Genomic DNA, 20,627 nt, shown 5'->3' on the forward strand with positions numbered 1-20,627 from the left:
TTTTCCACGCGGCACCCCCTCCCTGCTAAAACCCTATACAATGTGCGCTTTTTAGCGATCCTGAATCCAAGGAGCCTTAGTGAGCACGTTGCCACCCTGCCCAAAATGCAATTCCGAATACACCTATGAAGACGGCGCCCAGCTGATCTGCCCCGAGTGCGCCCACGAATGGTCCGCCAGCGGTGAAGCCGAAACTGTGTCCGATGACGCAGTGAAAAAGGATTCGGTCGGCAACGTCCTGCAGGACGGCGACACCATCACCGTGATCAAGGACCTCAAGGTCAAGGGTACGTCTTTGGTGGTCAAGGTCGGCACCAAGGTCAAGAACATCCGCCTGTGCGATGGCGATCACGACATCGATTGCAAGATCGACGGCATCGGCCCGATGAAACTCAAGTCCGAGTTCGTCAGAAAAGTCTGAACCTGCTGTTGTCCATCCCGCGCCCGGCGTGGGATGGCGCCTCACCCTCCCCCGTTTCGCCCAGTAAATCCTCGCAATAACCAAACGCCAGTCGTTTTGACCTGACGCAATCTTTACCCGGAAAAAAGCGCAAACCGCCAATAGACCCTTGCTATTTGATGAATAAGAATTATTCTCATCAAACCTTCAGTGGAGATGAGAACCATGACTTATTTGATCGATGCCTGGCTGGACCGCCCACACCCTTACCTCAGGATCCTGCATCGGGAAACCGGGGAAGTCTGTGCGGTGCTGGAAGAGGAAGCCTTGAGCGAACTGCAGGACCAGGGTGATCTTGACCTCAATGGCCTGAGTTCCAGCGAACCGGTGGTGCTCAAGGAACTGGTGCGTAATCTGTTTCTGTTCTGCTATGCCCGGGCGTTGCGCCCGCACAGCGAACTGCACCACAAGATCGAAATATGAAACACCATAAAAAACTGTGGGAGCGGCGGTGCGGCGATCCGACTTGCTCGCGAAAGCGGATGTTCCGTCACAGAAACGTTGACTGACACACCGCCATCGCGAGCAAGCTCGCTCCCACATTAGCCCGACGTCATATCGGGCCGGGTCTTACAGAACGTCGAGCAACTCGACGTCGAACACCAGTACGCTGTGCGGCGGGATGCTGCCAACGCCTTGAGCGCCGTAAGCCAGTTCGCTCGGCACGTACAGGCGCCATTTGCTGCCGGCGTTCATCAGTTGCAGGGCTTCGGTCCAGCCGGCGATCACGCCGCCAACCGGGAATTCTGCAGGCTGGCCGCGATCATAGGAGCTGTCGAACACAGTGCCGTCGATCAGGGTGCCGTGGTAGTGAGTACGCACGGAATCTTCACGGGATGGCTTGGCGCCTTCGCCAGCGGTCAGCACTTCGAACTGCAGGCCGGAAGCCAGAGTGGTGATGCCGTCACGCTTGGCGTTTTCAGCCAGGAAGGCCAGGCCTTCGCCAGCAGCCGCTTCAGCCTTGGCAGCAGCTTCGGCCTGCATGATTTCGCGGATGACTTTGAAGCTGGCGGACATTTCTTCCTGGCCCACACGGCTTGGCTTGCTGGCGAATGCGTCGGTCAGACCTGCCAGGATCGCGTCCAGGCTTACGCCCGGTGGCGGGTTGTCGCGCAGTTGGTCGCCCAGCTGACGGCCAATACCGTAGCTGACGCGGGTTTCGTCGGTGGACAGATTTACTTCGGACATGACACTGCTCCGCTGTGCGGACGGCTCGGGAACTTGCCATGCGTGCACAGCGCGTCCCGGAGCGCCCGGAACCAAAAGGGCCAGCAGACTAGCACAGATGTCATGCCATTGATGAGGGGCGTCAGGCGATCGGCACCTTCAGGTTTTCCTCCACATCGGCTACCAGCCCGCACATTTCGTCATGTACGACCGTGTGCACGAGGTTGAAGTGCAACTTGGGAAAGGAGCGCAGCACATCACGGGCATGCTCCACCGAACGCAGGCTCATCATGTGCCCGTGCGTATCGCTCAAGGGATACGCCGTGCCATGCATCCGCGCCTCCAGCAGGTAGATGCCGCCCTCCATCGAGATCAGGTTCAGCTCATCGACCTTCCCGGCGATGGCATACGCATTCAACTCTTGCAGGTTCATGAGCGCACCTCACGCAATAGCGAGCCTCTTTACAGGGATAGGCGTCGGCGCATCAAAGCACAAGCCACTGGCCAGACCGTTTGTCTGTTATCGCAGGAGGTTGTGGCGAGCGAGCTTGCTCGCCACAAGGGAGCTTGTCCGGATCAGTGCTTGGTGAGTTTATCCAGGTAACCCATGGCAAATGCCGAGATCACGAAGGTCATGTGGATGATCACGTACCACTGCAGATGTTCAGGATCAACGTTCTTGGCGTCCATGAAGATGCGCAGCAGGTGAATGGACGAGATCGCCACGATCGATGCGGCCACCTTCATCTTCAGCGACGAAGAGTCCATGGTGCCCAGCCAGTTGAGCTTTTCCTTGGAGTCGTCGATGTCCAGTTGCGAGACGAAGTTCTCGTAGCCGGAAATCATCACCATCACCAGCAAACCGCCTACCAGCGCCATGTCGATCAGCGACAGCAGCACCAGGATCAAGTCCGATTCGGCCATCGAAAACACGTTCGGGATGACGTGGAAGACTTCCTGGAAGAATTTCAGTGCCAGCGCCAACAGCCCGAGGGACAGACCGAAATAGATCGGCGCCAGCAGCCAGCGCGAGGCGTACATTGTATTTTCGATAAAGCGTTCCATTGAATCTCACATGTTGGGCTGAAAATGGCGGCGAGTATACCAGCCGCCCGTCTATACCCAGAAGCAGCCAGAAACCGTCGAAAAATCCGCCACCTGCGCCTGTGTATCAAAGTTTTTCTGCTAGTGTCCAAATCATTGACTGCTCAGTGATGTCGGACAGGAAGACTGGAAATGGATGTGCGATTGCCTTTGACGAGTGCCGGAATTTGCCTGGCGCTGCTGCTGAGCGGCTGCTCACCCAGCGATGAAAAACGCCAGCTCAGCCTCGAAGAAAAAACCGCGCAGTTCGAAAAGTCGTTGGACGCCATCCAGGATCCGAAACTCAAGGATGCCGTGTCGGAGCTGGGCGGCTCACTGCTGCTGCTCGAACGCGCGCAACTCAAGCTCGACAGTAAACCAGTGGAAACCGAATACGGCGAAGACGCCCTCGCCATGCTCAAGCACTACCCGACCCCGCAGGCTCTGGTCGACACCTACATCAACGGGTTGTTCGTGCTGCAAAAAGACTCAGGCTCCGACTACCTGACCGATCTGCAGCCAGTGTTCCCCTTCACTTTCAGCGCTCCTGCCGCGTTTTTGTTTCCCCATGGCCTGGAATGGCAGTCGGTCACGCTAAGCAACAAACGAGTGATTCCATTCCAGCCGGAATGGTCGGAAACCGACCCCGGCATTCAGCTCAGCCCATCGAGCTCCAACCTGACCAACCCCGATGACCTGACCTTGGCCTACCCCTTCATCGAAGGCCTCGACATCGACAGAAAGCAGCAACCACAACCGGTGAGCCTGCAGGGCAAAGTCGAAGTCATCGCGCCACGCCGCCTCTACAGCTTCGACCTGACGAAAAAGGACGTAGGCCAGACCCGCACCAATGACAACCTGAGCGTCACCCTGCTCACATTGACGAACAACTACGCGGAAATCGAATACAACAACAGCGCGCCGCTGGCCCCTGAAGTCAGTGATGCACCGCTCAACCCGCTGATAGTCCAGGCCACGGACAGCACCGGGCAATTCATCTCGCGCGCCGGCTCAATCAATGAAACCTCGGTACAAATTGCCTTCTATCAGCAGCAGCTGGCCAAGATGCAGCAGCAGAAGAGCTGGAGCGAGGCCCTGGAAAAACAGCTCGACGAAGAACAACGCAACTTTGAGAAACAGCAGGCGCGACATTATTCGAAGGTGTACTTCAACGGGACGATCGAAACCCTCGAAGTCAGCATGCTGGATTTTTCCGCCGTCACGGTCACCCGAAAGAACCTCGACCTTCCGATCCGGCGTTTCGATGCCAATACCACGGCCAAGTCCATCCAGCCCTTGAACCTGCCCGTGGTGGTCTATGACGACCAGGCGGTGGGCTGGCTGAAAGGAGCAACGCTGAGTGAGGATCAACTGAAAAAGAACGTCAACATCAGTCAGTCGGTCGACGACCCCAGCGCTGCGCGAATCGAATTCACTCATCTGCGCACCTTTAACGATGAACTGCTCGGCACCTCGTTCAACCCCGGTGAAAGTCCGGTGAGTTTCTTTACCGAAGACGCTGCTGGCAAACGCGACGAGCCGATCGAACTGCCACCTGAGGCATACCAGATCGACCCCCTGCGCGGCACCATCACTTACGATCTGAATCTGTTTCCGCAAACGCCGGCCTATGCGGTGGGCTCGATGCCGCTGTTCCTGGCCACGGTCGACAAAAAAACCGTCGATGCCCGTCAACTGCCCAAAGGCCTTGAGCTCAAAGACAATGCATTGGTGGTGGACCTGAAGGCGTTTCCCGCCCAGTACTGGCGCTTTTTCGCCAAGGACGACAGCGGTAATTACTTGAAGGAGATTCTATCGGTCAGCCATGACGCGAGCGCACAAGGTCCGGCGCAGTTTGCCGTGCATTACTTCTACGGGCAGCCTACGCGCCTGGAAACCTATCAGCGCACTGACCTCGACACCGTGCAATATGGTTTCGAGGTCAAACTCGACAAGGCCGACATGACGCGCCTTGATCAATAGTGCGACTCAGTGCTCGGGGTGAAACTCGAAGCCGCCCATATTCCGGCAGCGACCACCGTTGATTTCCCGCAGTTGGGCTTGCAGGTGCAGGCACCAGATTTGCGGATCGTCGGCCAACTCGTAGCCGTGCAAGGTCAGGCTTTCAACGATGGTGTCGAGGATTGATTCAGCGACGAATGGACCGTGAAACGGGCCTTGGGCCTTGATGGCCGAAGGCTGTTCACCGGCCATTCCAGCGGCGAACAGCAGAGTCCACATGCCCGTATCTCCCGCCAATGGACGGATGGAACACTCGATACGGGTCACAAGGCCCAGGCATTGACGGGTGAGGCAGAGGTTGCGCGACATGGCGGCGACCCTCGGTAGATCCGGTATTCAGCCCCCACGGGAAGGCTGTTTCGATCCTGTGATTACTATCGATATCCTTGAGCTGAGAATAGAAGAAAAGTCTGCCTTGCAGGCCGAGGCGAGACCGAAAGGCGCCGAATGGTCACAGCGTGAATATTGACGTCATTTCGATGACGCTTTCGATGTTCACCACAAAAAAACTGTGGGAGCGAGCTTGCTCCGGGCGGCGTTCCGACGATGGCGGTCGAACATTCAACATATTGGTCGAATGAAAGTCCGCTATCGCGAGCAAGCTCGCTCCCACAAGGGATTGCACAGTTTCAGATCAACGATGCATCACGCCGGTTTGGTTTCCGCCAACGCCTCTTGCGCCAACTCCTTCTCGGCTTCCTTCAGATCATCTTCACTGATCATTTCCGCGATAACCCGCAGGCGCTCCACGACCCGCGCATTCACGCTGCCTTCAGGGAACGCGCCATTCTCGTCCGGCTCGCCGGCCGGCTCGCCGACCAGCAAACTCAAGGCTTCGTCGGCCTGACGGACCGCGTAGACATGGAACTGCCCCGCGCGTACCGCCGCCAGCACCTTCTCGTCGAGCATCAGCGTGGCAACGTTGGCGTGAGGAATGATTGCCCCCTGCTCGCCGGTCAACCCGCGGGCTTCGCACAGACGGAAGAAGCCCTCGATCTTCTCGTTGACTCCGCCGACCGCCTGCACTTCGCCGAACTGGTTGATCGAACCGGTGATGGCAAAGCACTGCTTGAGCGGGGTTTTCGACAAGGCCGAGATCAAGGTGCAGGCCTCGCCCAGGGAAGCACTGTCGCCATCGACATAACCATAGGATTGCTCCAGGGCGATGCTCGCGGAAATCGCCAGCGGAAACTCCTGGGCGTAACGACTGCCCAGATAACCGGTAAGGATCATCACGCCTTTGGAATGGATAGGCTGGCCGAGGTTGACTTCGCGCTCGATGTCGACAATGCCGCTGCCGCCCGGGTACACCGTGGCGGAAATCCGCGCCGGTATACCAAAGGCCGAGTCACCGACTTCCAGCACCGTCAAGCCGTTGCACTTGCCGACCGCCGCACCCGCGGTGTCGATCAGGATGATCCCGGCCAGCATGTCATCGAGAATCCGCGCCGAAACCCGCCCGGTCCGCGTGGCCTTGGCCTTGAGCGCACGCTCGATGTGCCCCGCGTCGGTCATTTCATCGCCTGCCAGGTGACGAATGAAATCCGCCTCGCTGACCAGTTGGAACAAGTCCCCGATACGCGCCGACAAGCGCCCCTGGTGCTCGGCCAGACGCGCGCTGTAGGTCGCCAGGCGTGCCACCGCATCGGCGGTCAGCGGTGCCATGCCTTCTTCGGAAGTACGGGTTTTGAGCAACTGGGCAAACTGCTCCAGGCTCTCGTCGACCATCGGGATGTCTTCGTCGAAATCCACCAGGACGCGGAACATTTCCTGGAAGTCCGGATCGAGGTCTTGCAGCGTGTAATACAGCTGACGGGCACCGATGATGACGACCTTGACCTGCAACGGAATGTGTTGCGGTGTCAGGGTCACGGTGGCCAGACGGCCCAGTTCACCCAGCGGCGATTCCATTTTCAGCTTGCGCGATTGCAGGGCGCGTTTCAGCGCGTCCCACACGAACGGCTCGCTGAGCATTTTGTCCGCTTCAAGGATCAGGAAACCACCGTTGGCCCGGTGCAAGGCACCCGGCCGCAGCTGCCGATAGGTGGTGTACAGCGCGCCTTGATCGGTGCTGTATTCAATGCGACCGAAAAGATTTTCGTAGGTCGGGTGCGGCTCGAACACCACCGGCGCACCGCCGCTGGCCGAATGACCAACCACCAGGCTCGGCGCGTATTGTTCTTCCAGCAACTTGCGGGCGACAGCGTCGATCTTGCTGTCGTCCACCAGTTGCTCGACCACGGTCTTGAGCAAGTACACCTGCATGGCTTGCAGATAACCGCATACCGCCGCGTTCTCGGCGTACTTCTCCGACAATGGCGACAACAATGGCTGCAAGGCCAGAGTGATGGTTTCTTCGTTCAGATGACGCAGTTGGTTGCTCGACTCACGCTTCCATTGCGGCAGGCTGGCGAGTTCTTCGTTCAGGCGCTCCTCCAGTACCGAAATATCCTCGTGAAAGCGCTCGCGCTCGGCTTCCGGCAACTGGGCGAATTCAGCTTCGTCCAAGGCCTTGCCGTCGCCCATTGGGGTGAAGGCGATATTGCTGGCGTCGCGGTACAGAGCGACGTCCTTTTCCAGTGCCAGACGCTCGATGACGTCCAGGGCCTTGTCGTAGCGCTGGTTGAAGGCGCGGTCAATGGCGCTTTTCTTCTGCTGGTAGGACGGATGCTCGAAGACTGCCGGAAAGGTCGCCAGCAGGTTGTCGATCAGACCGTTGATATCTCCAATGAAGTTACCGGCAGTGCCCGACGGCAATTCAAGGGCACGTGGTTCGCGCGGTTCATCGAAATTGTTGACGTAGACCCAGTCCGCTGGGGTCTGCAGGCGCTTGCCTTCGGCCTTGAGGTAGCGTTTGACGAACGAGAACCGGCCAGTGCCGGGCTCGCCCATGACGAATACGTTGTAACCGGGGCGTGGCATGGCCACACCGAACTGCAAGGCTTCGACCGCACGTTCCTGGCCAAGCACACCGCGAAAGGGCTCCAGATCATTGGTGGTAGAGAAGCTGAACTGTTCAGCGGAAAACGGACGGGTCAGCGCTTCGGGCGCTAGACGCAAGCTGGCAGCAACAGGATCAGGCATCGGGCTTCCTTAACAATCAGGCGGGGCAGATGGCAGCATTCTGGCGCCGCCCATGCCCGGCTGGCAAGGAGCGCCGCAGGCCTGAGCATCGACAACCGACCAACCCCAGGCGGGCCGGGCCTGCGCTGCCGTTTCCCATGAATGTTTTGCAAAAAATCACGGAACCCCGTGATCGTGCCTAAACTCCAAACTGCGCGGCTGGACTAATGACCGGCCCACTGGCACCAGACGGGCCAGACTCCTTGTCCATTGGTAGGCACATAAAGAGAACAAAGCTATGAAACGGATTCTTCTCGGTACTCTCTTCACTGCTGTATCCATCAACGCCATGGCTCAGGCGCCAGGCGGCCCGGATTGCGGCTGGGGCAACATGCTGTTCGAAGGCCAGCGTGGTACTCCGGCTCACTTCCTGGCATCCACCACCAACGGCACCTCCGGCAACGCAACCTTCGGCATGACCTCCGGCACCAACGGTTGCGCGACCAATTCGTCGCTGACCTATGGCGGCAAATCCTGGTTTGCCATGAATGGCATGATGAACGAGCTGTCCGAAGACATGGCCAAGGGTCAGGGCGAAGCGCTGACCACCTACGCCGTGGTACTGGGCGTGGCGCCGGAAGACCGTGCGCACTTCGCCGCCGTCACTCACGAGCACTTCCAGCAGATCTTCAGCAAGGCTGACGTGACTGCCGAAGACGTGCATACCAACACCCTGGCCGTGCTCAAAGCCGACCCTCGTCTGGCCAAGTACGCGACTCAAGCTTAAGCTCGACCCGCCCCGCTTCTTTCGGGAAGCGGGTTTTGTTTTTTTGACCTGCCTCTTTTTGGGTCTTTTTCTCAAGTATTTAAGTTGCCATCTATGCTCAAACGCCTTGCCTGGCTGGCGCTGTGTGTCTGCGCCCCGCTGTCCGCCGCGCCTCAGATCGACCCACAACGTTTGCAGCAACTGGCCAACGACCCTTTCTGGATATCCCTGGGTCATTACGAAACCGCCAAGCTCGGTGGCTGGCGCAGCTATGTCAGCGACCGGAAATTTTTCCTCGCCGCTGACGGCAATGAACATCCGGACCATGAACTGGCGGCGACCGTGCAAGCCTTGTACGCCCCGGCCAGTGCCGGTGAAAAACACGCGCAATGCGTCTACCCGGCCCGCACCCGCTGGCTGAAGGAACAACTCGGCCTGAGCGGACTGCCGACGCCGGCCTGCGCCGAATTCAAGCAATGGTTCAAGGACGTCTCGCCCGATAGCGCGGTGATGATCTTCCCGGCGGCCTATCTGAACAGCCCGTCCTCGATGTTCGGCCATACCCTGCTGCGCATCGACCAGGCCGAAGTGAAGAGCGACAAGACTTCGCTGCTCAGTTACGCGATCAACTTCGGCGCCTACATCGAGGGCTCGGACAACAGCATCATCTATGCCTGGAAAGGCCTGATGGGCGGCTATCCCGGCCTGTTCGCGATGGTGCCCTACCAGGAAAAACTCTCGGAATACCGCAGCCTGGAAAACCGCGACCTGTGGGAGTACCGCCTGAACCTGACCCGGCAGGAAACCGCGCGCATGGTCGAGCACGTCTGGGAGCTGAAGCAGATCAAGTTCGACTATTTCTTCTTCGACGAAAACTGCTCATACCGCTTGCTGGAACTGCTGCAAGTAGCCCGCTCGGGCCTGCGCCTGACCGAGCAATTCCCGCTCACCGCCATCCCGACCGACACCGTCAAAGCCGTGAAAGAGGCCGGGCTGGTGGAATCGATCCAGTATCGTCCGTCCCGGGAGCGCGAGTTGCTCAGTCGCGCCGAGCCGTTGAATCCGGAAGAGCAACAATGGGTGCTGAAAGTCAGCGCCGATCAGAAACAATTGCAAGACCCAGCCTTCAAGGCGCAACCCCGCGACCGCCAGGCGCTGATCATCGATGCGGCCTATCGCCTGGAGCGTTACCGCGCCAACGGTCAAGAGCGCGACCCGGCGCGCGCCCAGCGCAGCTTCGAACTGCTGCGGGCAATCAACCAGAACCCGGCGCCGGAGCTGGATATCCCGCAACCGGGCCTGCCTGAAGACGGTCACGAGTCCCGCACCTGGCAACTCGGTCTCGGCAGCCGTGGAGATAAAGCCTTTGGCGAGTACGGCTTGCGCATGGCTTATCACGACCTCAATGACAACAACGAAAGCTTTCCCCTTGGCGCGCAGATCGAAATCCTGCAATTGAAACTTCGCCAGTACGAAGGCAATGAATGGCAAGTGCAGCAACTGGACCTGGCAACCATTCGCTCCCTGACCCCGCGTAACGAACTGCTGCAGCCGCTGTCATGGCAAGTGACCGGCGGTCTGGAGCGGGTGCCGGGCAAACACGATGACCAAAACCTGGTCAGCCACGTCAACGGCGGTGGCGGTGGCACATGGCAACTGGGCGACGACACGCTTGGCTTTGCCCTGGGCACCGTGCGTATCGAGCACAACAACGACTTCGCCGCGTTCATTGCCCCGGCCGCCGGCTTCAACAGTGGTGTGCTGTGGAAAAACCCGCTGGGCAATTTGAGCCTGGAAGCCAAGGGCGACTTTTTCACCAATGGTGAAGTGCGTCGTAGCCTGAGCCTGAATCAGCAGTGGGAAATATCCCGCAATCTCGGCCTGCGCTTGAGCGCCCAGCGCGAGTTCAGCCATTTGGCGACGGCCGAGAACGAAGTGATGCTGGAGCTGAAGTGGTATCACTACTGACCCGAATGCAACGCAACTCCCTGTGGGAGCGGGCTTGCTCGCGAATGCGATATGCCACTCAACATTGATGTTGGCTGACACGACCCTTTCGCGAGCAAGCCTGCTCCCACAGGGGTTATGTGGTCTTCGACGAAATACCTACACACCTTTCGCAACCCCCCGACGAATCCACTTCTAGACTTTCTCTATAGGCGGCGTATCCAGGACCGCGGGGATGAGCGCAACAGTCATCTGGAGGAACGGGACAAAGCCTGCCAGCAGCAGAAGGATCAGGGCGCCGCCCGGGCCTATCACTCGCCATAAGTCGCTTTCAGACATCCAGTGAAACCAAATGCCTGCGACCATGGCCCAAACCCTATACCGGGAGAATTCCATGAGCCGTGCTTTCGTCAATGAAGATAACGCTGCCGCGCAAGCCGATCAGCCTGTCGAACGGCAGGTCAGCGCGCAGCCCAATTACGTCACGCCGCAAGGCCTGGACCTGTTGCAGGGAAAAGTCACCGAACTGCAAACCCTGCACGCCGAACAATCGGCAAAAGGCGAGCAGGCCGACAAGCAGCGCCTGGCGGATCTCGAACGTGATTTGCGTTACTTCAAGCAACGCCTGAGCAGCGCTCAGGTGGTACCCGCCGCAACTTCGACCGAGAAAGTGCAAATCGGCAGTTGGGTGACCTATGCCGATGAACACGCCACCGAACGCCGGGTACAATTGGTGGGCGAGGATCAGGCCGATGCCGCCCACGGCCTGATCAACTGGGGTTCACCGCTGGGTCGGGCGCTGCTCGGTGCACGACTCAACGATGAAGTGCTGTGGCAGCGCCCCGTCGGGGATCAATTGATAGAAGTGATCCGTATCGAGCCGGCTTAGGCTTTGCCTAAACGACGCCTTGGGCCAGCATGGCATCGGCGACCTTGACGAAGCCGGCGATGTTCGCGCCCTTGACGTAATTCACCCGGCCATTCTCTTCGCCGTAATGCACGCAAGCGTGGTGAATCGACTGCATGATCGCGTGCAGCTTGCTGTCCACTTCGCCACCGGTCCACGCCAGGCGCATGGCGTTCTGCGACATCTCCAGCCCGCTCACCGCCACACCACCGGCGTTGGATGCCTTGCCCGGCGCGAACAGAATGTCGGCTTCGATGAACAGGTCCACCGCCTCGAGGGTCGTCGGCATGTTCGCGCCTTCGGCCACGCAGATGCAGCCGTTGCGCAGCAAGGTGCGAGCAGCTTCGGCATCCAGTTCGTTTTGCGTTGCGCACGGCAGCGCGATGTCGCAGCTCAGGCTCCATGGCAGCTCACCGGCACGGAACTCCAGGCCAAAACGGCTAGCCAGTTCACGGATGCGCCCGCGCTGTACGTTTTTCAGCTCCAACACCGCCAGCCATTGCTCCTCGGTCAAGCCGCTTTCGCAATACAACGTACCCTCGGAGTCGGACAGCGAAATCACCTTGCCGCCCAGGTCCATGACCTTGCGCGCCGCGTATTGCGCGACGTTGCCGGAGCCGGAGATCGCTACGCGTTTACCTTCCACGGCCAGGCCGCGGCGCTTGAGCATTTCTTCGGCGAAGTACACGCAACCGAAACCGGTGGCTTCCGGGCGAATCAGGCTTCCGCCGTAGCTTGGTCCTTTGCCGGTCAGCACGCTGGTGAACTGGTTGCTCAGGCGCTTGTACTGGCCGAACAGGAAACCGATTTCCCGCGCGCCGACACCGATGTCCCCGGCCGGCACGTCAACGTCGGCACCAATATGGCGGTACAACTCGCTCATGAAGGCCTGGCAGAAGCGCATGACTTCCGCGTCGCTTTTGCCTTTGGGGTCGAAGTCAGAACCGCCCTTGCCGCCGCCCATGGGCAACGAAGTCAGGGAATTTTTGAAGGTCTGTTCGAAGGCGAGGAATTTCAGCACGCCCATGTTCACCGACGGGTGGAAACGCAGGCCACCCTTGTACGGGCCGATCGCGCTGTTCATCTGGATGCGGAATCCGCGATTGACCTGGACCTGGCCCTGATCGTCGACCCACGATACGCGAAACACCACCGCCCGCTCCGGCTCGCAGATGCGCTCCAGGATGCCGGAGGTCAGGTAATGCGAATTGGCTTCAAGAAACGGCCACAGGGTACGCAGGACTTCTTCGACAGCCTGGTGGAATTCGGGTTGGTCCGGGTCGCGTTTTTTCAGGCGCGCAAGGAAGGATTCGACGGATTCGATCATGGAAAAGTCTCGGCAAATTTATTGTCGTTGGAGGAGATTGGGCCGGACTGTAACAAACGACTCGTGCACAAGAACAGAGCAAAATGTCGCATTAATGAAATTAAATGGTGCGCAGGATATAAATAAGTCTACTTTTTTGACTGATTCTGCACCCGAATAGGGACTCACCATTCGAGTAATGCACCATCAGGAACACCGCCTTCGCGAGCAAGCCCGCTCCCACAGGGGATCCTCTGCTGAATTGAGATTTGTGCCCTTCACAAAACCCTGTGGGAGCGGGCTTGCTCGCGAATGGCGCGACTCGGTGTCATTGAAAAAACGCAGGCAAAAAAAACGGAGCCCGAAGGCTCCGCTCTTTATGCAACCAACCCGAAATCAGGCCAGTTTCTTGTGGCGCACACGGTGCGGCTGGGCAGCCGCTTCGCCGAGGCGCTTTCTACGGTCGGCTTCGTACTCGGTGTAGTTGCCTTCGAAGAACACCGCTTGCGAGTCGTCTTCGTACGCCAGGATGTGAGTCGCGACGCGGTCAAGGAACCACCGGTCGTGGGAGATCACAATGGCGGCGCCCGGGAAGTCCAGCAGGGCTTCTTCCAGGGAACGCAGGGTTTCAACGTCGAGGTCGTTGGATGGTTCGTCGAGCAGCAGGACGTTGCCGCCCTCCTTCAGGGTCAGGGCCAGGTGCAAGCGACCGCGCTCACCACCGGACAGGTCCTTGACGAACTTCTGCTGATCGCCGCCCTTGAAGTTGAAGCGACCGACGTAGGTACGCGACGGGATCTCGTAGTTACCGATACGGATCTGGTCGGAACCGTCGGAGATCTGCTGGAACACGGTCTTGCTGCCGTCCAGGTCTTCACGGCTCTGGTCGACGCAAGCAAGCTGCACGGTTTCACCGACTTCGATGCTGCCCGAATCCGGCGTTTCCTTGCCCATCAGCATGCGGAACAGGGTCGACTTACCGGCACCGTTACCGCCGATCACGCCGACGATGGCGCCTTTAGGCATGGCGAACGACAGGTTGTCGATCAGCACGCGGTCGCCATAGCCCTTGGTGACGTTCTTGAATTCGATGACCTTGTCGCCCAGGCGCGGACCGGCCGGGATGTAGATCTCGTTGGTTTCGCTGCGCTTCTGGAATTCCTGCGACTGCATTTCTTCGAAGCGTTGCAGACGAGCCTTGGATTTCGACTGGCGGGCCTTGGCGCCTTTGCGCACCCACTCCAGTTCTTCCTTCATGGCTTTTTCGTGGGCCGATTGCTGCTTGGATTCGGCAGCCAGACGATCGGACTTGGCTTCCAGCCAACCCGAATAGTTGCCCTCGTAAGGAATGCCCGCGCCGCGGTCAAGTTCCAGGATCCAGCCGGCAACGTTGTCCAGGAAGTAACGGTCGTGCGTGATCGCGACAACGGTGCCCGGGAAATCGTGCAGGAAGTGCTCCAGCCAGGCGACGGAATCGGCGTCCAGGTGGTTGGTCGGTTCGTCGAGCAGCAGCATGTCGGGGGCGGACAGCAGCAGGCGGCACAGGGCCACACGACGCTTCTCACCACCGGACAGGAATTCAACCTTGGCGTCCCAGGCCGGTAGACGCAGCGCATCGGCGGCGACTTCCAGTTGACGATCGAGGTTGTGACCGTCGCTGGCCTGCAGGATCGCTTCGAGCTTGGCCTGTTCGGCAGCCAGTTTGTCGAAGTCGGCGTCTTCTTCAGCGTAAGCCGCGTAGACCTCGTCCAGGCGCGCCTGGGCGTTCTTGATCACGCTGACCGCTTCCTCGACCACTTCACGCACGGTTTTGGTCGGGTCCAGGATCGGCTCTTGCGGCAGATAACCGATGTTCAGCTCCGGCATCGGGCGGGCTTCGCCGTCGAATTCGGTGTCGACGCCAGCCATGATTTTCAGCAGCGTGGACTTACCCGAACCGTTGAGGCCGAGTACGCCAATCTTGGCGCCAGGGAAGAAGGACAGAGAAATGTTTTTCAGGATTTCCCGCTTCGGCGGAACAACTTTGCCCAGCCGATGCATGGTGAATACGTATTGAGCCATGGAGAACCTAGGGTCAGTGACTGATGAATGATTAGGGCACAGGCGATGCCTGGCCAGGCTGTGCGCGTCGCCCGATTGAGAGCTTTCAATATGAGCGCGCTGAAAAAGCCTGATATTAGGAGCTGGAACGCTCCCGCGTAACCGACAAAGCTACCTTAATGACAGATGGCAGTCCAGCCGACGGACAGGGGCTGGCACTTCGCCACAACTCAAGGCATGCTAGCCGCCCTTCGGGCGTCCGGCTTATAGTGCACGTCGCGCCAGTCCAGCCAAACCGCAGGATGACAGCTTGTCCAAAGTCCCTCCGCCTCTGACTTCCAGCGCGCCGGCCACAGCGCCCGGCTCTCCCCTGCGCGGGACCTTGAAGGGCACCTTGGCGACACTCGCATTATTGCTGCTGGCCCTGCTGTTCTGGCAGTTGCTCGACCAGTTGCGGGAAACCCAGAAGAACCAACGTCAGTACACCATCGACTACACCGCCGATCTGGCCGCGCAGGTCAGCCTGAACATGGCGCTCAACGCACAGATCGCCCTCAACCTGTTGCCGATCGTCGAACAACCGCAAGGCGCCGATGAACTGCAGGCCCTGCTGCGCAAGCTGCAACAGTCGCTGCCGGATCTGCGCAGCCTGGCGTTGCTCAGCCCCTCGGGAAAAGTCATCAGTGACAGCGCTCCCGGCAGCGATGACAGCGACTACCCGGGTGAACTGGTACGCCGCAGCCACGCCCAGGCGCACTACTTCAGCAACGCCACCGACGGTTCCGTGGTGCATTTATTGTTGCATCAGGCCAGCGGCAGTTCCCGAGGCTATTGGGTCTTGCGCCTGACACCCACCTTCTTTTCGTCCTTGACCAAGCCAAGCGAGGCCGTCCGCCGCCCGTTGTGGCTGGTGGAGAACCGCATCAATCATCAGATCATCAGCCGCGACGAAGCGCTGCCCTCGGTCAATCCGGGCACGCTGACCGAGGATGATGTCGCCAACAGCGTGCTGACCGTTGCGCTGAGCGGCAGCGATTGGCAACTGCGCGGCTTGTTCGACCGTCAGCGCGTGCTGGAAGAGCTGCTGCCGGCGTTCATCGGCAAATGCCTGCTGGGCCTGGCGTTTTCCATGCTGCCGTTCATCGCCTTGCTGAACACACGTCGACGTCAGCGCCAATTGAGCGAAGGCCGCCGGCGTTATCAGGACATTTTCGAAGGCACCGGCGTGGCTTTATGTGTCCTCGACATGTCCGGGCTCAAGGTCTTTTTCGACAAGGCACAACTGCAGGGCAGCGAACCACTGCAAGCGTGGCTGGCGATCCCGGAACAACGCCGGCAATTGCTCAAGGAACTGCGGATCACCGAGGTCAACCAGGTCGCGCTGCAACTGCTCAATGTCGATAGCGCCGACAAAGCCTGGCAACTGCTGATCGACGGCCATCCGCAGCACGGCACCGCCATCGGCAACCAGGTGCTCGACGCGGTGTTCAACCAGCAGCAACAGCTTGAGCTGGAAATCAAACTGCAGGACGCCAGCGGTCGCGACCAGCACCTGTGGCTGGTGCTGCGCCTGCCGCAAGCAACGGACGACTATAAAGCGGTGATCCTGAGCATCACCGACATCACCAGCCGCAAGCTCATCGAACTGTCGCTGCAGGAACGCGAAGGTTTTTGGTCGGACGTGGTGCGCACCGTGCCGGATCACCTGTATGTGCAGGATGTGATCAGCCAGCGCATGATCTACAGCAACCACCATCTGGGCCAGACACTGGGTTACAACCGCACCGAACTGCACCAGATGGGCGAATATTTCTGGGAAATCCTCCTGCACCCCGAAGACGCCGACTATTACCATCGCTCCCGCCAGGTCCAGCGCCAGGCCGGCTATCGCCAGTTGATGCAGTGCCAGTTGCGCTTCCGTCATCGGGACGGCCAGTGGCGACGCTTCGAGATTCGCGAGCAGGCACTGGCCCGGGACAAGGACGATCAGGTCACGCGAATCATCGGCGTGGCCAAGGACATCACCGACCAGATCGAAGCCAGCGAATCCCTGCGCGACAGCGAGCAGCGCTACCGGATGCTCGCCGAAAGCATCAGCGACGTGATCTTCTCCACCGACAGCCGCCTCAACCTCAATTACGTCAGCCCTTCGGTGCAAGCGGTACTGGGTTACGACTCCGAGTGGATTTTCCAGAACGGCTGGCAATCGACCATCGCCAACCCGCAACAACTGACCGGCATCTACCACCTGATGGACCGGGTCAGCAAAGCGCTGGATCAACCGGACCAACTGGCGCTGTTACGCAGCCAGGTGCAAACCCAACTGTTCCTGTTCGATTGCCTGCGGGCCGACGGGCGCAAGATCCCGATCGAACTGCGCCTGGTATTGGTCTGGGACGAACAGGGTACGTTCGAAGGCGTGCTCGGCGTCGGCCGCGACATCAGCCAGCAACGCCGGGCCGAAAAAGACCTGCGCATGGCCGCCACGGTATTCGAACACTCGACCTCGGCGATCCTGATCACCGACCCGGCCGGCTACATCGTCCAGGCCAACGAAGCCTTCAGCCGTGTCAGCGGCTATGCCGTGGAGCAGGTCCTCGACCAGTTGCCGAACATGCTGACCGTCGACGAGCAGCAGGAAACCCACCTGCGTTACGTGCTCAAGCAATTGGGCCAGCACAGCACCTGGGAAGGCGAAGTCTGGCTCAAGCGCCGTGATGGCGAGCACTACCCGGCCTGGGTCGGGATCACCGCCGTACTCGACGACGAAGGTGACCTGGCCAGTTATGTGTGTTTCTTCAGCGACATCAGCGAGCGCAAGGCCAGCGAGCAGCGGATTCACCGCCTCGCCTACTACGACGCCCTGACCCACCTGCCCAACCGCTCACTGTTCCAGGATCGTCTGCACACGGCGTTGCAATCGGCCGAACGGCAGAAGTCCTGGGTGGTGCTGATGTTCCTCGACCTCGACCGTTTCAAGCCGATCAACGACTCCCTGGGCCACGCCGCCGGCGACCGCATGCTCAAGGAGATGGCCACGCGCCTGCTCGGTTGCGTCGACGATGACGACACCGTGGCGCGCATGGGCGGTGACGAATTCACTTTGCTCCTGCAACCGCGAGCCAACCGTGAAATCGCCCTGAACCGGGCGATCCATGTGGCCGAACAGATTCTCGCCAGCCTGGTGAAACCGTTCGTGCTCGAAGGCCGCGAGTTCTTCGTCACGGCCAGTATCGGCATCGCCCTGAGTCCGCAGGACGGCAACGAGCTCAGCCAGCTGATGAAGAATGCCGACACCGCGATGTACCACGCCAAGGAGCGCGGCAAGAACAACTTCCAGTTCTATCAGGCGGACATGAACGCCAGTGCGCTGGAGCGTCTGGAGCTGGAAAGCGACTTGCGCCATGCCCTGGAACAGAACGAATTCGTGCTGTATTACCAGCCGCAGCTCAGCGGTGACGGTAAACGCCTGACCGGTGCAGAGGCGCTGCTGCGCTGGCGTCATCCACGCCGCGGGCTGGTGCCGCCGGGGGATTTCATTCCGGTGCTCGAAGAGCTCGGGCTGGTGGTGGATGTCGGCGACTGGGTGATCAGCGAGGCCTGCCGTCAACTCAAGGCCTGGCATCAGGCCAGGGTACGGGTGCCGAAAGTGTCGGTGAACATCTCGGCGCGGCAGTTCTCCGATGGTCAGCTCGGCACGCGGATCGCCACCATCCTCAAGGAAACCGGCCTGCCGCCGGCGTGCCTCGAGCTGGAACTCACCGAAAGTATCCTGATGCGCGAAGTCAGCGAGGCGATGCAGATTCTCGCCGGGCTGAAAAATCTTGGGCTGAGCATTGCGGTGGATGACTTTGGCACCGGTTACTCATCCCTGAACTACCTCAAGCAATTTCCCATCGACGTGTTGAAGATCGACCGCACCTTCGTCGATGGCCTGCCCAGCGGCGAGCAGGACGCACAAATTGCCCGGGCAATCATTGCCATGGCCCACAGCCTCAACCTGGCGGTGATCGCCGAAGGCGTGGAAACCCACGAGCAGCTTGATTTCCTGAGGGAGCACGGTTGCGACGAGGTTCAGGGCTACCTGTTCGGCCGTCCGATGCCGGCGAGTCGGTTCGAAGGGCAGTTCAGCAATGATGCGCTCTTCTTGTTCGATTGAGATTTGCGGCGCGGCGACTGGCCTCATCGCGAGCAAGCTCGCTCCCACAGTGGATTTACAGTGTTCGCATATTTTGTGTGCACCCGAGAACCCTGTGGGAGCGAGCTTGCTCGCGATTTGGCCGGCACGATCACCGCTAATCCCCGCATGAACACCACTTGTCTGCGACATGATGCCGTTTCATATGCCATCTAAAACCCATTGGGTTAGAATGCCCCCCTTTTCCGCCCCCCGATCCTTGAGGACCGCCATGTTCAGCCGTGATTTGACCATTGCCAAGTACGACGCCGACCTTTTTGCCGCCATGGAGCAAGAAGCTCAGCGCCAGGAAGAACACATCGAGCTGATCGCTTCGGAAAACTACACCAGCCCAGCGGTGATGGAAGCTCAAGGCTCGGTACTGACCAACAAGTACGCCGAAGGCTACCCGGGCAAGCGCTACTACGGTGGTTGCGAGTACGTAGACATCGTCGAGCAACTGGCTATCGATCGCGCCAAAGAGCTGTTCGGTGCCGACTATGCCAACGTTCAGCCGCACGCCGGTTCGCAAGCCAACAGCGCCGTTTACCTGGCCCTGCTGTCGGCTGGTGACACCATCCTGGGCATGAGCCTGGCCCACGGTGGACACCTGACCCACGGTGCCAGCGTTTCGTCCTCCGGCAAGTTGTACAACGCCATCCAGTACGGCATCGACGCCAACGGCCTGATCGACTACGACGAAGTCGAGCGCCTGGCCGTTGAGCACAAGCCGAAAATGATCGTGGCCGGTTTCTCTGCCTACTCGCAGATCCTCGACTTCCCGCGCTTCCGCGCAATCGCCGACAAAGTTGGCGCCTACCTGTTCGTCGACATGGCCCACGTGGCCGGTCTGGTCGCCGCTGGCGTCTACCCGAACCCGGTTCCATTCGCTGACGTGGTGACCACCACCACCCACAAGACCCTGCGCGGTCCACGTGGCGGCCTGATCCTGGCTCGCGCCAACGCCGACATCGAGAAGAAGCTGAACTCCGCCGTATTCCCGGGTGCCCAGGGTGGCCCGCTGGAGCACGTGATCGCGGCCAAGGCGATCTGCTTCAAGGAAGCGCTGCAGCCTGAGTTCAAGGCTTACCAGCAACAAGTGGTGAAAAACGCCCAGGCCATGGCCAGCGTGTTCATCGAGCGCGGTTTCGACGTGGTTTCCGGCGGTACTGAAAACCACCTGTTCCTGCTGTCGCTGATCAAGCAGGAAATCTCCGGTAAAGACGCCGATGCCGCTCTGGGCAAAGCGTTCATCACCGTGAACAAAAACTCCGTACCAAACGACCCACGTTCCCCGTTCGTCACCTCCGGCCTGCGCTTCGGTACTCCGGCTGTGACCACTCGTGGCTTCAAGGAAGCAGAGTGCAAGGAACTGGCTGGCTGGATCTGCGACATCCTGGCTGACCTGAACAACGAAGCGGTGATCGATGCCGTTCGCGAGAAGGTCAAGGCTATCTGCAAGAAGCTGCCGGTGTACGGCGCTTAATCAGCCCCGCTAAACCGTAGCTATAAAAACCGGTCAGAGATGGCCGGTTTTTTTTCGCCCGTTTTTTATTCAGCCGGGGGGAAAGGCTCTAAACCGGGCTCACTTACCAACTGGTAAGACCGGTCATGCCAATTTTCTAATTTTTACTTGCGAACACCCAAAAATAGCGCCTAGACTGCGCCTGCACTGGACATACCGGTAAG

Annotated in this window: 15 protein-coding genes; 8 read left to right on the forward strand and 7 right to left on the reverse strand. The window is 59.5% G+C overall.

Features of this window, described 5'->3' with window-relative positions; genetic code table 11:
• Positions 1 to 79 precede the first annotated feature (79 nt).
• Both KGB28_RS29520 and KGB28_RS29525 read left to right on the forward strand, forming a co-directional pair.
• Complete coding sequence (locus KGB28_RS29520) at positions 80 to 421, forward strand: zinc ribbon domain-containing protein YjdM (RefSeq protein ID WP_150773391.1); 342 nt, start codon at positions 80 to 82, stop codon at positions 419 to 421.
• A 204-nt stretch (positions 422 to 625) separates the two neighbouring features.
• Positions 626 to 883, forward strand: a complete 258-nt coding sequence (locus KGB28_RS29525; protein ID WP_008052059.1) for a hypothetical protein — start codon at positions 626 to 628, stop codon at positions 881 to 883.
• A gap of 147 nt (positions 884 to 1,030) precedes the next feature.
• Here KGB28_RS29525 and KGB28_RS29530 read toward each other — a convergent pair whose 3' ends face one another.
• The 3 genes from KGB28_RS29530 to KGB28_RS29540 form a co-directional block, all read right to left on the reverse strand.
• Positions 1,031 to 1,648 (reverse strand): FKBP-type peptidyl-prolyl cis-trans isomerase, encoded by a 618-nt coding sequence (locus KGB28_RS29530; protein WP_223449013.1) that lies wholly within the window; start codon positions 1,646 to 1,648, stop codon positions 1,031 to 1,033.
• 121 nt (positions 1,649 to 1,769) lie between these two features.
• Positions 1,770 to 2,060, reverse strand: a complete 291-nt coding sequence (locus KGB28_RS29535) for a DUF6482 family protein (protein WP_150727028.1) — start codon at positions 2,058 to 2,060, stop codon at positions 1,770 to 1,772.
• A gap of 143 nt (positions 2,061 to 2,203) precedes the next feature.
• Positions 2,204 to 2,692, reverse strand: a complete 489-nt coding sequence (locus tag KGB28_RS29540; RefSeq protein ID WP_150727027.1) for a TIGR00645 family protein — start codon at positions 2,690 to 2,692, stop codon at positions 2,204 to 2,206.
• A gap of 171 nt (positions 2,693 to 2,863) precedes the next feature.
• Between KGB28_RS29540 and KGB28_RS29545 the strand changes: the two genes are divergently transcribed.
• On the forward strand, positions 2,864 to 4,693 hold the full coding sequence (locus KGB28_RS29545) for a hypothetical protein (protein ID WP_223449014.1): 1,830 nt from the start codon (positions 2,864 to 2,866) through the stop codon (positions 4,691 to 4,693).
• 6 nt (positions 4,694 to 4,699) lie between these two features.
• On the opposite strand, the gene KGB28_RS29550 is transcribed toward KGB28_RS29545, so the two are convergent.
• Together KGB28_RS29550 and KGB28_RS29555 are read right to left on the reverse strand one after the other, a co-directional pair.
• Positions 4,700 to 5,041 carry a hypothetical protein gene (locus tag KGB28_RS29550; protein ID WP_046041767.1) on the reverse strand — a complete coding sequence of 114 codons (342 nt, stop codon included), beginning with the start codon at positions 5,039 to 5,041 and terminating at the stop codon, positions 4,700 to 4,702.
• 336 nt (positions 5,042 to 5,377) lie between these two features.
• The gene (locus KGB28_RS29555; protein WP_150754979.1) at positions 5,378 to 7,816 is read right to left on the reverse strand and encodes a Lon protease family protein; all 2,439 of its coding nucleotides are present in this window, start codon (positions 7,814 to 7,816) and stop codon (positions 5,378 to 5,380) included.
• Positions 7,817 to 8,093: 277 nt separating this feature from the next.
• Here KGB28_RS29555 and KGB28_RS29560 point away from each other — a divergent pair, with 277 nt between their 5' ends.
• The 3 genes from KGB28_RS29560 to KGB28_RS29570 all read left to right on the forward strand — a co-directional run bounded on the left by KGB28_RS29560 (position 8,094) and on the right by KGB28_RS29570 (position 11,397).
• Positions 8,094 to 8,582, forward strand: coding sequence for a DUF3015 domain-containing protein (locus tag KGB28_RS29560; RefSeq protein WP_150727025.1), 489 nt, complete (start codon positions 8,094 to 8,096; stop codon positions 8,580 to 8,582).
• 93 nt (positions 8,583 to 8,675) lie between these two features.
• Positions 8,676 to 10,529, forward strand: a complete 1,854-nt coding sequence (locus tag KGB28_RS29565; RefSeq protein ID WP_223449015.1) for a DUF4105 domain-containing protein — start codon at positions 8,676 to 8,678, stop codon at positions 10,527 to 10,529.
• 373 nt (positions 10,530 to 10,902) lie between these two features.
• Complete coding sequence (locus tag KGB28_RS29570; protein ID WP_223449016.1) at positions 10,903 to 11,397, forward strand: GreA/GreB family elongation factor; 495 nt, start codon at positions 10,903 to 10,905, stop codon at positions 11,395 to 11,397.
• 7 nt (positions 11,398 to 11,404) lie between these two features.
• On the opposite strand, the gene gdhA is transcribed toward KGB28_RS29570, so the two are convergent.
• The gene (gene gdhA / locus KGB28_RS29575; RefSeq protein ID WP_223449017.1) at positions 11,405 to 12,742 is read right to left on the reverse strand and encodes an NADP-specific glutamate dehydrogenase; all 1,338 of its coding nucleotides are present in this window, start codon (positions 12,740 to 12,742) and stop codon (positions 11,405 to 11,407) included.
• Between the two features lie 375 nt (positions 12,743 to 13,117).
• Positions 13,118 to 14,782: an energy-dependent translational throttle protein EttA gene (gene ettA / locus KGB28_RS29580; RefSeq protein WP_150757752.1), complete on the reverse strand. Its 1,665-nt coding sequence runs from the start codon at positions 14,780 to 14,782 to the stop codon at positions 13,118 to 13,120.
• 289 nt (positions 14,783 to 15,071) lie between these two features.
• Between ettA and KGB28_RS29585 the strand changes: the two genes are divergently transcribed.
• Both KGB28_RS29585 and glyA read left to right on the forward strand, forming a co-directional pair.
• The gene (locus KGB28_RS29585; protein ID WP_223449018.1) at positions 15,072 to 18,920 is read left to right on the forward strand and encodes a bifunctional diguanylate cyclase/phosphodiesterase; all 3,849 of its coding nucleotides are present in this window, start codon (positions 15,072 to 15,074) and stop codon (positions 18,918 to 18,920) included.
• Between the two features lie 250 nt (positions 18,921 to 19,170).
• Positions 19,171 to 20,424 carry a serine hydroxymethyltransferase gene (gene glyA / locus KGB28_RS29590; RefSeq protein ID WP_180204536.1) on the forward strand — a complete coding sequence of 418 codons (1,254 nt, stop codon included), beginning with the start codon at positions 19,171 to 19,173 and terminating at the stop codon, positions 20,422 to 20,424.
• Positions 20,425 to 20,627: the final 203 nt, after the last annotated feature.

This window comes from Pseudomonas sp. BF-R-19 (assembly GCF_019956445.1).
In the GTDB taxonomy this organism is placed as follows: domain Bacteria; phylum Pseudomonadota; class Gammaproteobacteria; order Pseudomonadales; family Pseudomonadaceae; genus Aquipseudomonas; species Aquipseudomonas fluorescens_BH.